This window comes from Pseudanabaena sp. CCNP1317, from assembly GCF_034931345.1.
Taxonomy (GTDB): domain Bacteria; phylum Cyanobacteriota; class Cyanobacteriia; order Pseudanabaenales; family Pseudanabaenaceae; genus Pseudanabaena; species Pseudanabaena galeata.
In genome coordinates this window covers 18,027-35,462 of the sequence record NZ_JAYGIF010000150.1, presented here as the reverse complement: position 1 = coordinate 35,462, position 17,436 = coordinate 18,027, and the positions used below count along the sequence as shown (strand labels likewise).

Below are 17,436 nucleotides of genomic sequence, written 5' to 3'. Positions count from 1 at the left end.
AATAGACAAATGAGCATGATAGAAGATATTTCTCAAAATATTCCAACTCCATCGATATCTCAGAAAAATTGGCGATCGCTAGGGATTGAAGTTGGTGTCGGCTTAGCGATCGCCTTGATACTGATTTTTGTGATCCCCCCAATTTTTAGTGCGACGGGACAAGCTTTTAGAATCACGATGCTAGGTCGATTTTTAGCTTTAGCGATCGTTGCTCTAGGGATTGACCTGATCTGGGGATTTACTGGACTTTTGAGCTTAGGACATGGAGTCTTTTTTGGTTTGGGTGGATACGCCCTTGCAATGCACTTAAAACTGCAATTTCCTGCTGAGTCCACCCAAAAGCTGCCTGAGTTTATGCCTCTGTATGGAATTAATAAACTTCCTGCTCTTTGGGAACCTTTTCACTCTTTCCAATTTACAGTCTTAGCGATCGTGCTGATCCCTGCGATTGTGGGCGCAGTCTTAGGATACTTAGTATTTAGAAATCGCATTCGTGGAGTGTATTTCTCAATTCTTACTCAAGCCACCACGATTATCTTTTTTAACTTTTTCAACGGTCAGCAGCAACTGATTAATGGCACGAATGGACTGACTGATTTTAAGACCATTTTTGGCTACGATATTAATGCTCCTGAAACCCAAAGAGTCTTCTATATTTTAACTGTAGTCTTTTTAGGGCTTGCCTATGCACTTTGCCGATGGCTAACTAGTGGTAGATTTGGGCGCTTATTAATTGCATTAAGAGATGATGAGAACCGCGCTCGATTCTCTGGTTATGATCCCACTGGATTTAAAGTGTTAGTGTTTGCGATTTCAGCAGTTTTGGCTGGTATTGGCGGTGCGTTATTCACTCCTCAAACTGGAATCATTTCTCCAAAATCAATGGATATTGCTCTTTCCATTGAAATGGTAATTTGGGTAGCTGTGGGTGGTCGAGCTACATTGATCGGTGCATTAATCGGCACAATTTTAGTCAACTTTGCTAAGAGCTTACTGAGTGAGCAATTCCCCGAAATTTGGCTATTCTTTCAGGGTGCGATGTTCTTGATTGTCGTCATGGTACTGCCCGATGGTTTAGTTGGTTGGTGTCGCACTAGTGGCGTATTGCTATTTAAGAGAATCTTTTTTGGCAGACCGACGGTTACATATCCCAGTCTTGAGTTAGATCCAGAGGTACAAAGTGAAAGGGAAAATCCTAGAAATTGAAGATGTCACGGTTAGTTTTGATGGCTTTAAAGCCATTAACAACTTGAACTTTGATATGGAACAGGGTGAGCTAAGGGTAATCATTGGACCTAATGGTGCGGGTAAAACCACATTCTTAGATGTGATCACGGGCAAAGTGAAACCCACCGAAGGACAGGTGAAATTTAAAGGTAGAAATACGCGATCGCTTTCTGAGCATAAAATAGCCAGAATGGGAGTAGGACGCAAGTTTCAAACACCGCGTGTATACCTCAATCTCACACCAAGGGAGAACTTAGAGTTAGCTAGTAATCCTAATAAGAATGTCTTTTCCACATTGTTTAAGCCACCAACAGTGGTAGAGAAGCAGAAGGTCAACGATCTTTTGAAAACCATCGGACTCAGCCACAAATCAGGAATGAAAGCAGAGTTTCTCTCCCATGGTGAAAAACAATGGCTAGAAATTGGCATGTTAATTGCTCAGTCTCCAGATTTGTTGTTAGTAGATGAACCCGTTGCAGGTTTGACTGATGAAGAAACCGAAAAAACTGGTGATCTCTTGATGTCTTTGGCAGAATCCCATTCAATTATCGTCATTGAGCATGATATGGAGTTCGTGCGTCAAATTGCACGGAAGGTAACTGTCTTGCATCAAGGTAGCGTTCTTTGTGAAGGCAATTTTGAAGAAGTGCAGAACGATCCACGAGTAATTGAGGTTTATTTGGGGCAGCAGGAAGAGGAGCATTAGCTATTAGCTTTTAGTAATTGATGACTGTAAGAACTTAATAGCTAAAAGCTAAAAGCTAACAGCTAATAGCCAATAAACATCCAACTTAAAACAAAGGTAAATTATGGAAGATACTTACGATCCGATTTTACGAATTAATAATCTCAATGTTTATTATGGTGAAAGCCATATTCTGCGTAATGTTGATATGGGCGTGGCTTCGGGCAAAATGGTTTGTCTAATTGGTCGTAATGGAGTCGGTAAGACAACGCTGTTAAAAACAATTATGGGTTTGCTAAAACCTAGACAGGGAGATGTTTCTTTTTTTGGTAAAGATATTACTGAACTCACGCCCGATCAACGCGCCAGAATGGGTGTGGGCTATGTGCCTCAAGGGCGGGAAGTTATGCCCCGTATGACTGTCAAAGAGAATCTCTTACTTGGTTTAGAATCTCGACCTGTTACTCCTGCGGTTCGCCAAAATCTCTTAGATATGGTGTACGAGCTTTTCCCAGTCTTAAAATCGATGCTCAATCGCATGGGTGGTGACCTGAGCGGTGGTCAACAACAGCAATTAGCGATCGCCCGTGCTTTGATGGGACAACCTAGATTATTAATTCTTGATGAACCGACGGAAGGGATTCAGCCATCAATTATTCTAGAAATTGAATCGGCAGTTAAACATATTGTGGCAACCACTGGGATTTCAATCCTGCTTGTGGAGCAGCATTTGCACTTTGTCCGCCAAGCAGATTGGTATTATGCCATGCAAAAAGGTGGTATTGTCGCTTCTGGTAAAACAGCAGAGCTAAGCAATGAAGTGATTCAGAAATTCCTAGCCGTGTAGAATTGCAATAAAAAAGAAGAGGGCTGCTTTAGCAGCCCTCTTCTTTTTTATTGCAATTCTATAAGAACCACCACATTAGCAAGATACCTAAAATAGAACCAGCGACGACCTGAGCTGGAGTATGACCTAATAACTCCTTGAGTGGATCATGTTCTTCTTCAAATACTTCCACCATGATTTGATTGAGAACCTTGGCTTGCTTACCTGCGGCAAGTCGGATACCTGCGGCATCATACATTACGATAAAAGCAAAGACTGTCGCGATCGCAAATTGTGGGGTGTCCCATCCTTGGGTGCGTCCAATCCCTGTCGCTAGTGCCGAAACTAGCGCCGAATGAGAGCTAGGCATACCACCTGTTTCAAATAGCACCTTGAATCTAATTTTCCCAAATTGGGCTAGCTCAATGAACAATTTTAGAAGTTGAGCTGTCAAGCTAGAACATAAAGCAATTAGTAGAACTTGGTTATCGAGGATTTCGCCAACAGGATGTATGTTCATATCAATTGCAAGAATTAGGAGAAAATAGGGATGAAAATTTAGAATTTAGTTTTTTCGAGAAGTGATGTAATCAGCAAGAGCCATCAGTGGCAGAGCTGCATCACCATAGTTGACGAGTTGGACTTTAGCCTGTTCGACTAGTTCCTGCGCCTTTTGTAGTGAAGTCTCAATACCCCACAAACTAGGGTAAGTAACTTTTTGGGCAGCGATATCTTTACCAGCAGTTTTGCCAAGCTCTTCTGAGGTAGCAGTGATATCTAAGATGTCATCAATGATTTGAAAAGCCAAACCAATATTATTAGCATAGGTGGATAGACGTTTAATGTCAGTATCATTTGCACCTGCTAATAATGCTCCACAGATAACACAGGACTCCAGCAAAGCGGCCGTCTTATGTATATGAATAAACGTGAGCGTGTCAGCAGTAACATCGATCTTACCTTCACATTCTAGATCAACAACTTGACCGCCAACCAAACCCGTTGCGGCTACTGCATGACCTAAATGCGCGATCACTTTTAAAACTCTCTCCGCAGGTACACCTTTAGTTTGATCGGCAATAAATTCAAAGGCATAAGCAAGTAAGGCATCCCCAGCCAAAATCGCAATATCATCGCCATAAACTTTGTGATTGGTCGGCTTGCCACGTCGAAAATCGTCATTATCCATTGATGGCAAATCGTCATGGATTAAGGACATGGTATGTACCATTTCCATCGCGCAAGCTGTAGGCATAGCCCAAGAACGCTCACCACCGATTAATTCGCAAGCGGCAAGGCAAAGAATCGGACGTAAACGCTTGCCACCAGCCATCAGCGAGTAGCGCATGGATTCGTAAATTTTTTCGGGATAGGTAACAGCGATCGAGGCATCAAGAGCCGCCTCAACCTCTTGTTTGAGATCGCGTAAATACTTATCTAAATTGAATGCAACTGTTGATGATGGCATGGCTTAGCAATAATTTCGACAATAACTTCGACAATTTTGACAACAACTAAGGTCAAAAATTGGGACAGAATTTCGCACTATACCCAGAATGTATATTATGCAATGTCTTGCGATCTCTCACCTAAGAATTTGTTGATTGCCAGCAATTCTGATTATAAAAATCGTTTTTTTAGGTTAGCCAATGGCGGACTTTTAAAACCCAATTTTGATGTTTCCATCGCCGAAGGCGCTGGAAACATCAAAATCGGGTTCATCGTAGGCGGCGCAATCATTCAGCAATTCTTAGATTTAGCAAACTTTTCTTTGTAACTCCATAAGGTATTGTGCAGCAGCATGGTTACGGTCATGGGACCAACACCTCCGGGGACTGGTGTAATGTGGGACGCGACCCCACTGACACTGGCATAGTCCACATCACCAACTAAGCGAGATTTGCCTTCGTAGTCGGTAATGCGGTTAATCCCCACATCAATTATTACTGCGTCTGGCTTGACCATCTCGGCAGTTACAAATTCAGGACGACCGATCGCTGCAATTAAGATGTCAGCTTTACGGGTAATTTCGGCAAGATTTTTAGTACGGGAATGGGCGATTGTCACGGTAGCGTTTTCTTCCAAAAGCATTAGGGCGACAGGTTTACCTACCAGAATGCTGCGACCAATCACCACAGCATTTTTGCCAGCAATATCAATTTTGGCTTCGGCTAATAGCTCCATCACTCCCGCAGGAGTGCAACTCCGCAAGCCTGATTCCCCCCGCGCTAGTTTACCTAAGTTATTGGGATGCAAGCCATCGGCATCTTTGTCGGGATCAAGGCGATTTAAAAGGGCGATCGCATTGAATTTGTCAGGTAAAGGCAACTGAATCAAAATGCCATCGACGCGATCATCGGCATTTAATTCATCAATAACTAGCTCTAGTTCGGCTTGAGTAATGCTTGCAGGAAAATGTTTGCCAAAGGAGGCAATTCCTGATTTATGGCAGGCAGTTTCTTTGTTTTTGACATAAGCAGCACTAGCAGGATTATCCCCTACCATTAGCACAGCTAGCCCTGGAGGGCGACCATACTCTGGATGTAGTTGTGCGACTTCTTCGGCGATCGCCCTTTGCATTTTTTTTGCAAGGGCTTTGCCATCAATAATTATTGCCATAGACTGCTAAAAAATTTTACTTTGCGATCATTAAGTCCCCGAGCAGACTAAATTACCCAAACCAGCAAGGTAGCACCCCACAAGGATGCAACCTTACTGGTTTGGATTTGTAATTATTGTGCCCATTTACTTATCTACTATCTAAACGATTGTATCTCTTGATGTGAAATGCTAGCGATCGCTTAGGATTTATGAAATCGATTTTAGTGTTTCCAGCGCCTTTGGCGCTGGAAACACTAAAATCGATTTTTTGAAAGTCCGCCAACGGCGGACTTTCAAAAAATCGATTTTTATAATGAGAATTACTGGGATTTTAGGTTGATCAATGAGGTTGATGAAAATGAAGCCAGAATCTATGTGTTTGATTTTTAATCCTGTCTCTGGTCAAGGCGATCCTGAACAAGACTTAGCCTTAATTAAGTCAATTCTCGAACCTGCGATCGCCTTAGATGTGCAGATGACTACCCCTGATATCAGTGCCGCGACACTAGCAAAAAAAGCTGTAGGACTTGGAGCGACTGCTCTGATTGCATCAGGCGGTGATGGCACTCTCTCCGCCGTAGCCGAGGCCTTAATTGGTAAAAATATTCCCTTGGGGATTATCTCGCGAGGAACAGCCAATGGTTTTGCAAATGCATTAGGACTACCAACTGCGATCGCCCCTGCTTGTGAAAGCATTTTGGCTGGACATACGCGCATCGTTGATGCCGCAATCTGTAATGGTTTGCCGATGCTGCTACTAGCAGGTATTGGATTTGAAGCAGAAACCGTAAAACATGCAGGTCGAGAAGCTAAAAATTGGTTAGGAGTATTAGCTTATGTCGCGGCTGGAATTGAGCAGTTGGGTAAGATGCAACAGTTTGATGCAGAAATCGAAACCGAAGATAAAATAATTACAGTTACCGCCGCCGCTTTGACGATCGCCAATGCGGCTCCACCTACATCGATTTTGGCTCAGGGGGTTGCTGGGGTAATTTTTGATGATGGACTTTTAGATTTGACGATTGTCGCCACCCAATCTAAAACTACGGCGATCGCTGCTTCCTTTGAGTTACTAACTTCGGCTTTGAGTGGTGAAGCGGTTAATCATCCTGATATCGGCTACCTGCGAGCCAAGAGTTTTAAAATCAAAACGAATCCTCCCCAACGTGTAGTTTTGGATGGAGAAATTATTGGTCATACTCCAATAGAAATAAAATGTATTCCCGATGGACTAGTAATATTCGTACCTCAGACTGAACCAAAACAGCTTGAGGAGAAACTTGAAGGTTTGCCAAATCTAACGGTTACGCTTAAAGACAATCCACATAGTAATCTAACGTGAGTTCGATATAGCCATTTGCGGCGTGCTTCGCACGCCGCAAATGGCAGAAAATGGTAAGAATCGCTATGCGATTCTTACCATTTTCTGCTTTCGTCGAACTTACATTGCTATAGAGGCTTATTGCACGACAAATTTCCTGAGATGCTAGGATTGCCACAAAGCAAGCCCACCAATCAATCCCAAATCATTAGACACGATCGCTACTTTGTCCGACAAATTTGGGGGGAATTGTAAAGTAACTAAGCGAGCATTGCCGCCGCCAATATAAAGCTGGTCATAGTTAAATAACTTATAAAGGGAAGCGATCACCTCTAGCAATCTGATATTCCACAAATCCACACCAATTTTCTCCAGAGCCGCTTGTCCTAAAAGATCTTCATAGGTTTCACGACCAACAAAAATATGTTGCCCTAGTTCTAGATTTGGCAATAGCTTACCATTGAGAAATAGTGATGATCCAAATCCAGTACCTAGAGTAATTACTAATTCTACACCTTTACCTGTGATTGCCCCACATCCCTGTACATCAGCATCATTAGCGATTCTGATCGGTTTACCCAATTGACATCGGAGTACTTCCTCCAAAGGGAATCCATCCCAGTCAGGATGTAAATTAATTGCGCCCCTTGTTACCCCATGTTCGACAACGCTAGGAAATCCAATGGAAATACGATCATATTTCCCCTGCTCAGCAATTAAGTCGATTAAGGTCGCCACGATGATATCAGGAGTAGCAGGATGTGGAGTATAAATAAGCGATCGCTTTGATATTGGAGTACGATCATCTTGCAAGATGATCGCTTTGATACTACTTCCACCTACATCAATCGCTAATGTTAACAAACTCACAGGGTTAGACTTCTCGTAATTAGATAATAGTTTAGTAATGAAACTGCGGTTGCAAAGTACCCACAGCTAATAGAATTGATTAAAGCAAGTTTTTGATAAAATTGGCAAAATAGGGATAAAAAAATATGGTTGTAGCCTTAATGCTAAGAGCATCTTCAGATATCCTTAGCAAAGCACAAGATGAACTCACCCTTAGAGGATATACGCCTTTACAGTTAGCCAGTGAGCTTAGTTTGGCAGTGCAACTAGTCGAGAATTTCTTAAATGGAGAAATAGTTGATCGCAACACCTATGATTTAGTTTGTGAAAAGCTAAATATTTCTATAAACTCCGTTCAGGATTTATCGATAGAAAATCAAGATGATTCACACATTTCAAACTCTAGTACAAATGTATCTACTAATAGTAATTTAGTTGATAATGCTATATCAGCTACAAACTCAAACAACAATATAAGTGTAGATAAAATCTCTCAAAATACAGGTGATAGTTCCTCTCTACTTGCAGAAGCTGGGGTAGATAAATCATTTCAGTCAATTCGCAAAAATATTTCTTCTGCTTTGATTCGCCAATGCGATCGCTTCAGGATTATTGATATTAATACTCCAATTTGTTTGCATAATTTATATACAGAGATTAATGTTTTTACTACCTTGCCAAGTAGTCAGCAGCTTGATCTTAATGAAGCTTTTGCTAATGTATCTCCTGAACAATATGATCGCTTTTATTTAAATAAACTTTGTCCACCCACAATTCCATCAAATCAGGCTCTAGAAGAATCTAAACTAATCTTGTTGGTTGGTGGTTTAGGCTCAGGGAAAACGACATTACTAAAATATTGGGCAATGGCTTGTATCACAGGTAATGTCTTACCTAGATATGTACCGCTATTTCTGCCCCTGCGATCGCTTGTTTCACTGCAAGATCTTGGCGATCCACTTCTATGGTTAAAGCAACAATTGATTAACTATGGATTGTCCGATGAATTTTTAGATCACCAAGTTTTAGATCGATTAGTAAATCAAGGGCGTTTTTTACTGCTTTGTGATGAGTTAGATGACCTACCAGAGACGCATCGAGCAGAAATTGCTCGAAAAATCTTGAGATTTAGCGATCGCTATCCCAAGAATCGCCTAGTAGTTGCCACGCGCAATCCAATTTATAGTCATATCCTAGAGTCATTTTCGACAGTGGGAATAGCACCTTTTGAAGAATCACAAATTACCACATTTGCCAGTAAATGGTTTCAAACTACTTGCTCTGACAAGCCGAAGAAAAATGAAAAGTTCCAACAATTGCTTTCCACAAATCAACCTTTAGCGGAAATAGCCAGTAATCCTCTATTACTAACTCATCTTTGTTCTGTCTTTAGTAATTATGAGTATCTTAAACCTAACTTTTATCAAGAAACCCTAAATTTACTATTAACCAAATGGGAGCAGACTAAGTGCTTGACTAGTTACCCCAATCAAGTATTATCAACTTCTCAAAAACTAGACCTACTTTCCTATGTGGCGATCGTGTCGCTTGATCGCCACGGTTATGTATGGCAAAACAACCAACTTGAGGAAGACTTTCAGGACTGTATTGCAGCTAGTCACAACTTATCCAAGTTAGCGATTAATTACGATCAGGTTTTTCAGCTTTTCAAGTGGCAACATAGCATATTTGTTGAATGTGCCAAAGGAATTTACTCACTTGCTCATACCACGTTACATGATTATCTTGCCGCCTATCGTATAGCCAATAGTACGCCAAGTGATGCTCAAAAATATCTGCTCGAACGTATATATCTCAAGCGTTGGCATGGTGTAATCGTAATGACCGTTAGTATTTCCCAGCAAGCTGATCGCATGTTGAAGATGATGAAACGCAAAATTGATGACTTGGTGAGCCAAGATCCGCAATTGCAGTCATTCTTGACATGGGTTAACCAACAGTCAATTCAGATCCAAACCCCTTACAAAGCCGTGACGATTCGGGCTTTATATTTAGATATTGATTTAGAAAATACGCGATCGCTAGATCGCGCCCGCGCCTTAGATATTGCTCATTCTCGATCCTTAGAACGCGCTCGCAGCAAGGCTTTAGGCAACGATAACACAATGGAAACAGAGGTGGATATCGATTACACAATTAATTTGGCACTCAATTTAGACTTGGCTTTATATTTTGCTAACCATCCTGTTTTAGAGTTGGCTTGCATACTTGAGCCAGATCTACAAAGAGGATTGCAGTTTTTGCGTCAGAAGTTTCCCGATCCTTCTAAAAATCGAGAAGCTTTTGCCAAGTGGTGGCAGTCTAAGGGGCTAGATTGGTCTAAAAAATTACGTAACTTGATTGTTCAGCACCGTAAAAGTTCGCAAGAGTGGCAGTTCAGCGACAATCAACTCAAAGTATTGCGGACATACCATGATGCCAATAAGCTTTTGATCGAATGCTTGAATAATGCTGAATATGTCAGCCCCCTAGTTAAGAGTCAAATAGAGTCCACATTGCTACTTCCTCAGGGCGAGTACAGCATATTGCAGTACTAAAATCAAAAGAGTAATGGCGGCGCAAAGTGCCACCATTACTCTTTGAGATTTTATGTCTTAAGCAAAATTTACATTGCTATACTTTAAGCATTACTTTAAAGAGATAGATATTCTGTGCTAGAAGTTCGCAAAATCTGTAAATCTTATGGGAAGAAGCAAGTTTTACAGGACTTAAGTTTTGCTATTCAAGCAGGCGAAGTCTATGGTTTACTAGGTCCAAATGGTGCTGGTAAAACCACTACGATTAGTATTTTATGTGGTTTGATTCAAGCTGATTTTGGACTTGTCACAATGAATGGTCTACATGCATCAGGTGCAACGCGATCGCTGATTGGCGTGGCTCCTCAAGAAAATATTTTTTATAAGAGCTTAACCTGCGAAGAAAATTTGCGTTTTTTTGGGCAGCTTTATGGACTGAGCAATGAAGCTTGTCGCAAGCAAGCTCAGTACTGCTTAGAACTAGTGGGACTAGGCGATCGCGCTAAAAGTATTGCTGACACTCTTAGTGGCGGAATGCAGCGCCGTCTGAGCATGGCGATCGCCCTTGTGCATCAGCCGCAATTAGTGGTACTTGATGAGCCGACCACAGGACTAGATATTGAAGCTCGTTATGAAGTTTGGGAATTGATTCGCAAACTTAAAAGTCAAGATACTGCCATTTTATTGACTACCCATATGCTCGACGAAGCCGAACGCCTTTGTCAGCGAATTGGCATTATCAAACAAGGAAGTTTGCTGGCGGAAGGGAGTCTCGAAGAACTGCGTCAACATGTCCCAGCTAAGGAAATTGCGATCATTTGTACACCTACTGAAGATTTGGCGATCGCTAGGGCGATCGAGTTGGGTTTTGCCTATCGCTACTATGGTCGAGATTTAGCGTTTTGGCTACCTAAGGTCATGGAACTAAAAGAAATTTTGGAATGTTTTGAAGGCATCACAATTGACTCAATTATGCGTCAACCCGTCCGCCTTGAAAATATCTACGTAGAAGTCACCCAAGGCTCCAAATAAACCATTACACAAAAGATAAGTGGCGGCGCAAAGCGCCGCCACTTATCTTTTGTGTAATGGTTAGCGCCGCAGGCGCTAACCATCGCTTATTTGCTCAAAGCATAGAAATCTAAAGGCCTTCTATGCTTTGAGCATGGGTAAATACCGCCTTAGTAAAAGCCAACAGATTTTGCTGCATTTGCTTAGAATCTGATGCAACAAGACGATCTATCGACGTGTAATACGTTGCAGCCAATTTTGGGCGGCTACCAGTTTTGATCATCCATAAACCATCAGCTAAACTCGCTCTAATCTCGACCATAATATGATTATTGTCTGGTATCGTAAAGCGATCGGAGATGCCATGAAAAGCCTGAATCTGAGTTTTCGCATCCCCCTTAATCCAAATTGTTGCTACAAGATAAGGGCTTACAGACTGTAGATCGCTATGACTGACAGATCGAGCTGCATAGATATATAGCAATTGCAACCAAGGTAAAGGATACGTGACCTCTAAGGCGCTGTACCCACTCAGTTTTGCCTCAATCTTCATATCTTGGAAATAATGGATTGTTTGCGCCCATTGTTGACTAAATGTTTTTGCAACATCAGGATTTAGAAATAGCTCGCCCCATTGACTATGCTGCCAAGGTTGCATATCCATGAAATGCATATACTCCGAGAATTCATGGGCAAGCCGATCTTGCCTCTGAGCTACCAAAGCATACACATCTTGCCAACAAAAATATGGCATGGATGAATTAACTTGATCATGGGGCTTGAGATAATACTGTTTTGCCGAATTACTGGCTAAAATTTCAGGCTCGATTAGACAATAACTATTACTAATTATTGCTATGTAAGTCTGTTTAGTCTGAGATTTCGCCAAAACGAATAATGCTTCTAGAGAAAGCTTGTTTAACTCACTCTCTAAACGATGATCGCAGAAAATATCAAAATCTTGACATTCTAAAACTATGTCAGGTTGGATGTCTGACGTAAAAGAAGGATGGCTAACGGCTTTAACAAAGGTTGAACTTGGCTTGCCCGATCGCTGTGTTAAAAAGTCAACGAAATCCTGACCTAAATCTTGAATATTTTCTAGCAAATATTCCCAAGAAGCAGCAAAACGCTCCTTCTTGTCTAGGTTTGGTGGCAGCAAAAAAATATTACTCATAGCGGGGCGCTATCTAGCCTTGTTTCATTACATTGTATAGGTTATCGATTAATACATCTCTAGTAGTCAGGTAACGATTTTTATCTTTATCCTCAAATTTAGCTTAAACATCTATAGCAATCCTACTATGGGTTGTGAGAGTGCGCCCCGAAGGGGCGCACTCTCACAACCCTCTAAATCTTACAAATCATTTAGGATCGCTATATGCATAATTAGCAAACTAAGCCCATCCACTTATACCAAAACACAAAATTGCGTAGCCATTTTGTGTTTTGAAAACCCTTACTGAGTTTGGTTTTTAATTCACGAAAGCGTGGCTATACTTTCGTGAATTGGTATTATCTAGCAATCCTACGGCGCTTTACGCTTAACCCAAACCAAGAAAAACCTTGAAATACTTGCGAAGCAGTGCTTTCAAGGTTTTTCTTGGTTTATTTAATCGGCAATTGCTGTAAATCATTTAGGGTTACAAATCTGAATTTAAGTCGTAAACATCAAGATTATCCCCATTTTAAAATTAGCCCGAACTGACGTTAAAATAGTGTTTTAAAGCATGAACTTTGCAGCTTTAGATCGGTAGCCATGGTAGAAGTATTGTCTAATGAATCCCAGAAACAGATTATTCAAAGCAACGCTATTGTCGCGGACGGCTTGAGCAAAACTTATCGTACTGGCTTTTGGTTAAATCAAAAAATTAGTTCTTTACAGGATTTTTCATTAACCATTCGTCAAGGCGAAACCTTTGGTGTACTTGGTCCTAATGGGGCAGGTAAAACCACTTTATTAAAGATTTTATTGGGTATTGTCAAGCCCACATCGGGAACTGGTGAAATTTTAGGGTATCCCCTCGGTGATCGCGCCGCTAAGCAATCCATCGGCTATTTACCTGAAAATGCTTACTATTACGACTATTTGACAGGCTGGGAACTTCTTGATTTTATTGGTAGCCTATTTGGAGTTGCACCGTCTCTACGTCGTCAACGTATTGCTGATTTGCTGGATCTGGTAGGACTATCGCAGTCTGTAGCAAGGAAAAAGCAATTGCGCCAATATTCTAAAGGTATGGTGCAGCGGATTGGGGTCGCCCAAGCTCTGATCAATGATCCCGAAATTGTGTTTCTCGATGAGCCAATGTCTGGGCTTGATCCTGTTGGTCGCTATCAAGTGCGTGAAATTATTTTGATGCTCAAAAATCAGGGCAAAACCGTATTTTTTAACAGCCATATTTTGTCTGATGTGGAGTTAATCTGCGATCGCATTGGCATCCTCAATAAAGGCGAACTAGTGGCGATGGGGACTTTAAACGAGTTACTGGGTACAGAGCAGTCCTATCAGGTCAGTGGGCGCGGTGGTTCTGAGGAAGAGCTGAGACCTTGGTTAGAGCATTTAATCTTCCAGAATGATACTTGGCATGGTCAATTAGCGAAGGATCTACCAGAATTTTTGACTTATATTGCGAGTATCGGGGCAAAGGCGATCGCGATCGAGCTAGCCCGCCAAACACTCGAAGAATTTTTTATCGATCAAATCAAGGCTTCACGGCATAAAGATTAAAGCAGAGGCAATTCATGAATTGCCTCTGCTTTGGATCGGATGTAAAAGAATTGCGTTCATAGCCCTGATTCGGCGATCTATAGCTGTCGCCAAGTTAAAACCCAAGAAGAGAATGGCGGCGCGAAGCGCCGCCATTCTCTTCTTGGGTTTTGATTGCGTCCAAACACAAGTGTCGGCTGATATAGCTACGCAAGAGATAGATAGAACAAATCAAAACCAAAAAGATGAGTGGCGGCGCTTCGCGCCGCCACTCATCTTTTTGGTTTTATGTCCTAAGCAAAACTTACATTGCTATACGCATAAAATATTAGCCAGATATTTCAATATAGTTTCGATCGCCACCAGATTTTTGGGCTTGTAGTAATGAGTGTGAGGCTAAGGCAACTAGTTCATCAAAATTGATATCATGCATCTGCTGATTCTGATTTTCTAGAGATGCTACTACCCCACCAATACTAATGGTCAGTGGAAATAATAAGCCCGAAGAAACGGCGATCGGATGACTACGAATACTAGAAAGAAGATTGAGAGAAAGTTGGGTGGCGCTCTCCGTATCATGGTGAGGAGTAACACAGGCAAACTCATCCCCATGCCGATAAATCAAACTATTTGCCGCGCAACTATGACTTAATCGTCCTGCGATCGCTTTGATTGCCTCGTCCCTAATTCTCTCACCGTAGGACTGAACAATGGAGTTTAAGCGATCAATATCAATAATCAACACACTTAGATAACTGTAACTTTTGTAAGTTCCAAATCCTCTAAACTGCGACATTATATTTTGCCTTATCCCCGCAAAGGCTTGCTCACTTAAGACCTTGGTTAGAGGATCAGACAAGCTTAGAGCATCCAGTAAGTCATTTTGAGCTAGCAATCTTTGATTTGTCCAAGTTAGAGATTGGGTCAAAGCCGTGAGGCGGAGTCCTGTCCGCAATCTCGCCTTTAGTTCAGAGTGATCCACAGGATTATTGAGAAATTCATCGACACCAGTATCTAAAGCAATTTGACGTTGTTGAGCATTGGAAACTTCGACGATCAAGACAAAGTAAGTTGTCTGTAATTCGGGATGTTCAAGATTTTCCTTGACGCGATGACAAAGTGCTAAACCTGAGACATCTGGGATTGTCCAATCAGCAATGACAAATGCGGGTTTCTTTTCTAGAATTATTTCCCATGCTTTCTCACCACTGGTTTCCGTAATGAAATTATATTTTTCAGTTGTTAGAACTTCGGCGATCGTCGCTAAAAGTTGGCGATCGCCGCTAATAACTAAAATCAGGGAATTATGTCGGTAGTATTTTAATTTGCGGAAATCCAACTTTGCTGCCTCGCTATAATTGAAACGACTAATAACTACTACCTTTAGCGAGAAATTTGTCAGCTATTTTTTGCCCCAGCCAAATAGCCCGCCTTTCTTCTCTGGTGGTTTTTCTGGTGGTTTTGTAGCTGCGGTTACCTGATTAATGTATTTGAGAGCCGTTGGTTCTTTGGGATCAAGTTTGAGTGCTTTTTGAAAGCTTGACTTAGCGATCGCCGCCGCATTTTGATTCATCTGCACTAAGCCCTTGAGCGCATAGACTTTGGCATTATTGGGATCGATTTTTTCGGCACTGAGCAGTTCTTTGAGGGCATCAGTCCATTGTTTCTTACTGATAAATAGCTCCGCCATATTCAGATTACGCAGTGCAGGTGACTGGGCAGGTTTAGCCGCAGGAGTTGCCTCGGCGTTAGCACTCTGACTGACGACAGGTGATGCGGCGGCACTACTGCTGCCTGACGTAAAGCCAAGACTGGTTTGGGTAAATAAATATACGAGATTTAACTCGCTGAGAGTAGCGGTATACTCCATGATCGAGTCAAGGGTTTCATATTGCTTGGGTGAAATCTGCTCGACATATTGCTTGTAAGTGATTTCGTGGGGAATCCGATACAGTTTTTGAGCAATTTCGGAACTGAGGGTAGGTACTTCTTCCTTTTGTTTTTTGTTTTGGGCAAACATTCTCAAAGTTGCTAAATATTCACCGCGTTCGCGATCGTGGTTGAGCAATTGATAGGCTGGACTGACCATCTTTGAGAAATATTTGGTAGCAGTCTCTTTCTCCTCGGGAGTTCTCCCAAATACATCAGGATGCAAAATCTTCGCTAGTTTGAGAAATTTTTTGCGAATTTGTGCGGCATCAGTGGTCATTGGTAAACCGAGTATGGCGTAATGATCGCTAATACCGTAACTGGCAAGACCTTTGTTGATTTTAAAGTTTTCTGGCTTTCCCACAGGTTCCACCTCTTAAGTATCTGTTCGAGTTTACCCTCTTGACGCATCTCTGTTAAAGCCTTATCGATGGCTTTTTTGAGCGAGACATCATCTTTGTTGACGATCGCCACAAGACGGATTGGAATTAACGGTTCCCCAACAATTGTAAAGTTGGGATTGTTGCGTACTTGCCATACTGCCACAGGTTCATCAAGGATCATTGCATCAAGTTGGCGATCGCGTAGTTGGATCACCATCCGATCAAGATCCCGTGATGAAAACAGGCGAATGGCGTTGCCTCTGTTTTTATTATAGGTTTCGGCGATCGCTGCGCCTCCACTATTTGCGACAACCCCAACGCGCTTGCCGATCATATCGCGCAAGGATTTGATTTGTGTCCCATCGGATCGGATTAGCAAACGTTGAGTATTACGATAATAAGGCACAGTTTCAATAAATTTGCCTTTGGTGTCGCCTGTTTCTAAGGCTCCTTCTTCCCTTGCACTGAGCAGGATATCTACCTGCCGCGAAGCTAAATTTTCAGGTTGATTTGCCCAAGGGATATTAATGGGACGTGGCTCAATATTTAGTCTTGCGGCAATTTCTTGAATAATTTCTAGCTCAAAGCCATCATAAAATTGGGTTTTGGCATTCCAAAACATGTAGGGACCACCGATCGCTGCATCGATGCCCACCCGCAAATGTCCGCGCCGCATGACAATACCAAGGCTGCTATCTTCAGCTAATGCGGGTGATGTGGTGGGCGTTATGGTGCTAGTGATTCCTAGACATAGCCCTGTATAAATTGCTAAGCCAGCAAGTTTGTGAGCAAACTTAAACATTTATTCTCTAATCAAGCGATCGCTATAAATATAGCAATATCTCCATCACTCATGGTGTAATCCGTTGCGAAAAGCTTTCATTGCTTCTAATCGTGATGGCATCTGGACACAGCGCACTAACAAATCAAGATCAAGATCTGGCAAAAGTTGGCTACGGTTAAGGCGAGTGTTTAGAAGCAATCTAAGAAGCTGCCTTGCAAAATCCTAAGCTTGACGATGCTTTGCGCGGTCGCTTAGTTCGAGGGATAGCTGAATTGAATGTGATCGCGGAGCGTTTAGAGGAATTGGAATAGATAGGACTTACGCAGTAGCTCTGTAATAAATTACGATCTGAAAACTAAAGCATTTAATACTGAGGGACATCGGGCTGACTACATCATGGCTTTGGCGGCGATCGCTCATGCTTCTTTAAAAGGGAAAAAATCTGCTACCGCCGAAGATGTTTTAAAAGTGGCAAAGTTTGCCTTGCAGCATCGTCAGCGGGGCGGGACGTTGGCTTGGGATGAAGAACGAGAGCAGAGGGTTAAAGAAGAACTGAAGATATCTAAGAACTAG

At 42.0% G+C, this 17,436-nt stretch carries 16 protein-coding genes; 8 read left to right on the top strand and 8 right to left on the bottom strand.

Translation table 11 applies throughout. From position 1 onward, the window contains the following. Window positions 1-15 precede the first annotated feature (15 nt). The 3 genes from urtC (at window position 16) to urtE (ending at window position 2,759) form a co-directional block, all read left to right on the top strand. Window positions 16-1,206, top strand: coding sequence for an urea ABC transporter permease subunit UrtC (gene urtC, locus VB775_RS23080; RefSeq protein ID WP_281009384.1), 1,191 nt, complete (start codon window positions 16-18; stop codon window positions 1,204-1,206). Further along, window positions 1,181-1,933, top strand: a complete 753-nt coding sequence (gene urtD / locus VB775_RS23075) for an urea ABC transporter ATP-binding protein UrtD (RefSeq protein ID WP_281008689.1) — start codon at window positions 1,181-1,183, stop codon at window positions 1,931-1,933. The genes urtC and urtD overlap by 26 nt, the downstream gene beginning before the upstream one ends. Window positions 1,934-2,036: 103 nt before the next feature. Next, window positions 2,037-2,759, top strand: coding sequence for an urea ABC transporter ATP-binding subunit UrtE (urtE, locus tag VB775_RS23070; RefSeq protein ID WP_281008688.1), 723 nt, complete (start codon window positions 2,037-2,039; stop codon window positions 2,757-2,759). A gap of 58 nt (window positions 2,760-2,817) precedes the next feature. On the opposite strand, the gene VB775_RS23065 is transcribed toward urtE, so the two are convergent. The 3 genes from VB775_RS23065 to folD all read right to left on the bottom strand — a co-directional run bounded on the left by VB775_RS23065 (window position 2,818) and on the right by folD (window position 5,357). Further along, the gene (locus VB775_RS23065; RefSeq protein ID WP_281008687.1) at window positions 2,818-3,258 is read right to left on the bottom strand and encodes a divergent PAP2 family protein; all 441 of its coding nucleotides are present in this window, start codon (window positions 3,256-3,258) and stop codon (window positions 2,818-2,820) included. Between the two features lie 45 nt (window positions 3,259-3,303). After that, the gene (crtE, locus tag VB775_RS23060) at window positions 3,304-4,206 is read right to left on the bottom strand and encodes a geranylgeranyl diphosphate synthase CrtE (RefSeq protein WP_281008686.1); all 903 of its coding nucleotides are present in this window, start codon (window positions 4,204-4,206) and stop codon (window positions 3,304-3,306) included. 272 nt (window positions 4,207-4,478) lie between these two features. Then, window positions 4,479-5,357, bottom strand: coding sequence for a bifunctional methylenetetrahydrofolate dehydrogenase/methenyltetrahydrofolate cyclohydrolase FolD (folD, locus tag VB775_RS23055; protein WP_281008685.1), 879 nt, complete (start codon window positions 5,355-5,357; stop codon window positions 4,479-4,481). 340 nt (window positions 5,358-5,697) lie between these two features. Between folD and VB775_RS23050 the strand changes: the two genes are divergently transcribed. After that, window positions 5,698-6,681, top strand: a complete 984-nt coding sequence (locus VB775_RS23050) for a YegS/Rv2252/BmrU family lipid kinase (RefSeq protein ID WP_281008684.1) — start codon at window positions 5,698-5,700, stop codon at window positions 6,679-6,681. Window positions 6,682-6,825: 144 nt separating this feature from the next. On the opposite strand, the gene VB775_RS23045 is transcribed toward VB775_RS23050, so the two are convergent. After that, the gene (locus tag VB775_RS23045) at window positions 6,826-7,530 is read right to left on the bottom strand and encodes an ROK family protein (protein WP_281008683.1); all 705 of its coding nucleotides are present in this window, start codon (window positions 7,528-7,530) and stop codon (window positions 6,826-6,828) included. Window positions 7,531-7,655: 125 nt separating this feature from the next. On the opposite strand from VB775_RS23045, the gene VB775_RS23040 reads away from it, so the two are divergent. Together VB775_RS23040 and VB775_RS23035 are read left to right on the top strand one after the other, a co-directional pair. Continuing rightward, complete coding sequence (locus VB775_RS23040) at window positions 7,656-10,067, top strand: NACHT domain-containing protein (protein ID WP_281008682.1); 2,412 nt, start codon at window positions 7,656-7,658, stop codon at window positions 10,065-10,067. Between the two features lie 114 nt (window positions 10,068-10,181). After that, window positions 10,182-11,078: an ABC transporter ATP-binding protein gene (locus tag VB775_RS23035; protein ID WP_281008681.1), complete on the top strand. Its 897-nt coding sequence runs from the start codon at window positions 10,182-10,184 to the stop codon at window positions 11,076-11,078. 109 nt (window positions 11,079-11,187) lie between these two features. On the opposite strand, the gene VB775_RS23030 is transcribed toward VB775_RS23035, so the two are convergent. Next, complete coding sequence (locus VB775_RS23030) at window positions 11,188-12,234, bottom strand: hypothetical protein (protein WP_281008680.1); 1,047 nt, start codon at window positions 12,232-12,234, stop codon at window positions 11,188-11,190. 582 nt (window positions 12,235-12,816) lie between these two features. Here VB775_RS23030 and VB775_RS23025 point away from each other — a divergent pair. After that, entirely contained in the window at window positions 12,817-13,788 is a 972-nt protein-coding gene (locus VB775_RS23025; RefSeq protein WP_281008679.1) for an ABC transporter ATP-binding protein, read from the top strand. Between the two features lie 307 nt (window positions 13,789-14,095). Here the strand turns inward: VB775_RS23025 and VB775_RS23020 are convergent, their stop codons facing one another. The 3 genes from VB775_RS23020 to VB775_RS23010 all read right to left on the bottom strand — a co-directional run bounded on the left by VB775_RS23020 (window position 14,096) and on the right by VB775_RS23010 (window position 16,881). Continuing rightward, the gene (locus VB775_RS23020) at window positions 14,096-15,106 is read right to left on the bottom strand and encodes a diguanylate cyclase (protein WP_281008678.1); all 1,011 of its coding nucleotides are present in this window, start codon (window positions 15,104-15,106) and stop codon (window positions 14,096-14,098) included. A gap of 63 nt (window positions 15,107-15,169) precedes the next feature. After that, window positions 15,170-16,060, bottom strand: coding sequence for a J domain-containing protein (locus tag VB775_RS23015; RefSeq protein ID WP_281008677.1), 891 nt, complete (start codon window positions 16,058-16,060; stop codon window positions 15,170-15,172). After that, on the bottom strand, window positions 15,973-16,881 hold the full coding sequence (locus tag VB775_RS23010; RefSeq protein ID WP_281008676.1) for a substrate-binding periplasmic protein: 909 nt from the start codon (window positions 16,879-16,881) through the stop codon (window positions 15,973-15,975). The genes VB775_RS23015 and VB775_RS23010 overlap by 88 nt, the downstream gene beginning before the upstream one ends. A 318-nt stretch (window positions 16,882-17,199) precedes the next feature. Here VB775_RS23010 and VB775_RS23005 point away from each other — a divergent pair, with 318 nt between their 5' ends. Further along, entirely contained in the window at window positions 17,200-17,436 is a 237-nt protein-coding gene (locus VB775_RS23005; protein ID WP_323216978.1) for a hypothetical protein, read from the top strand.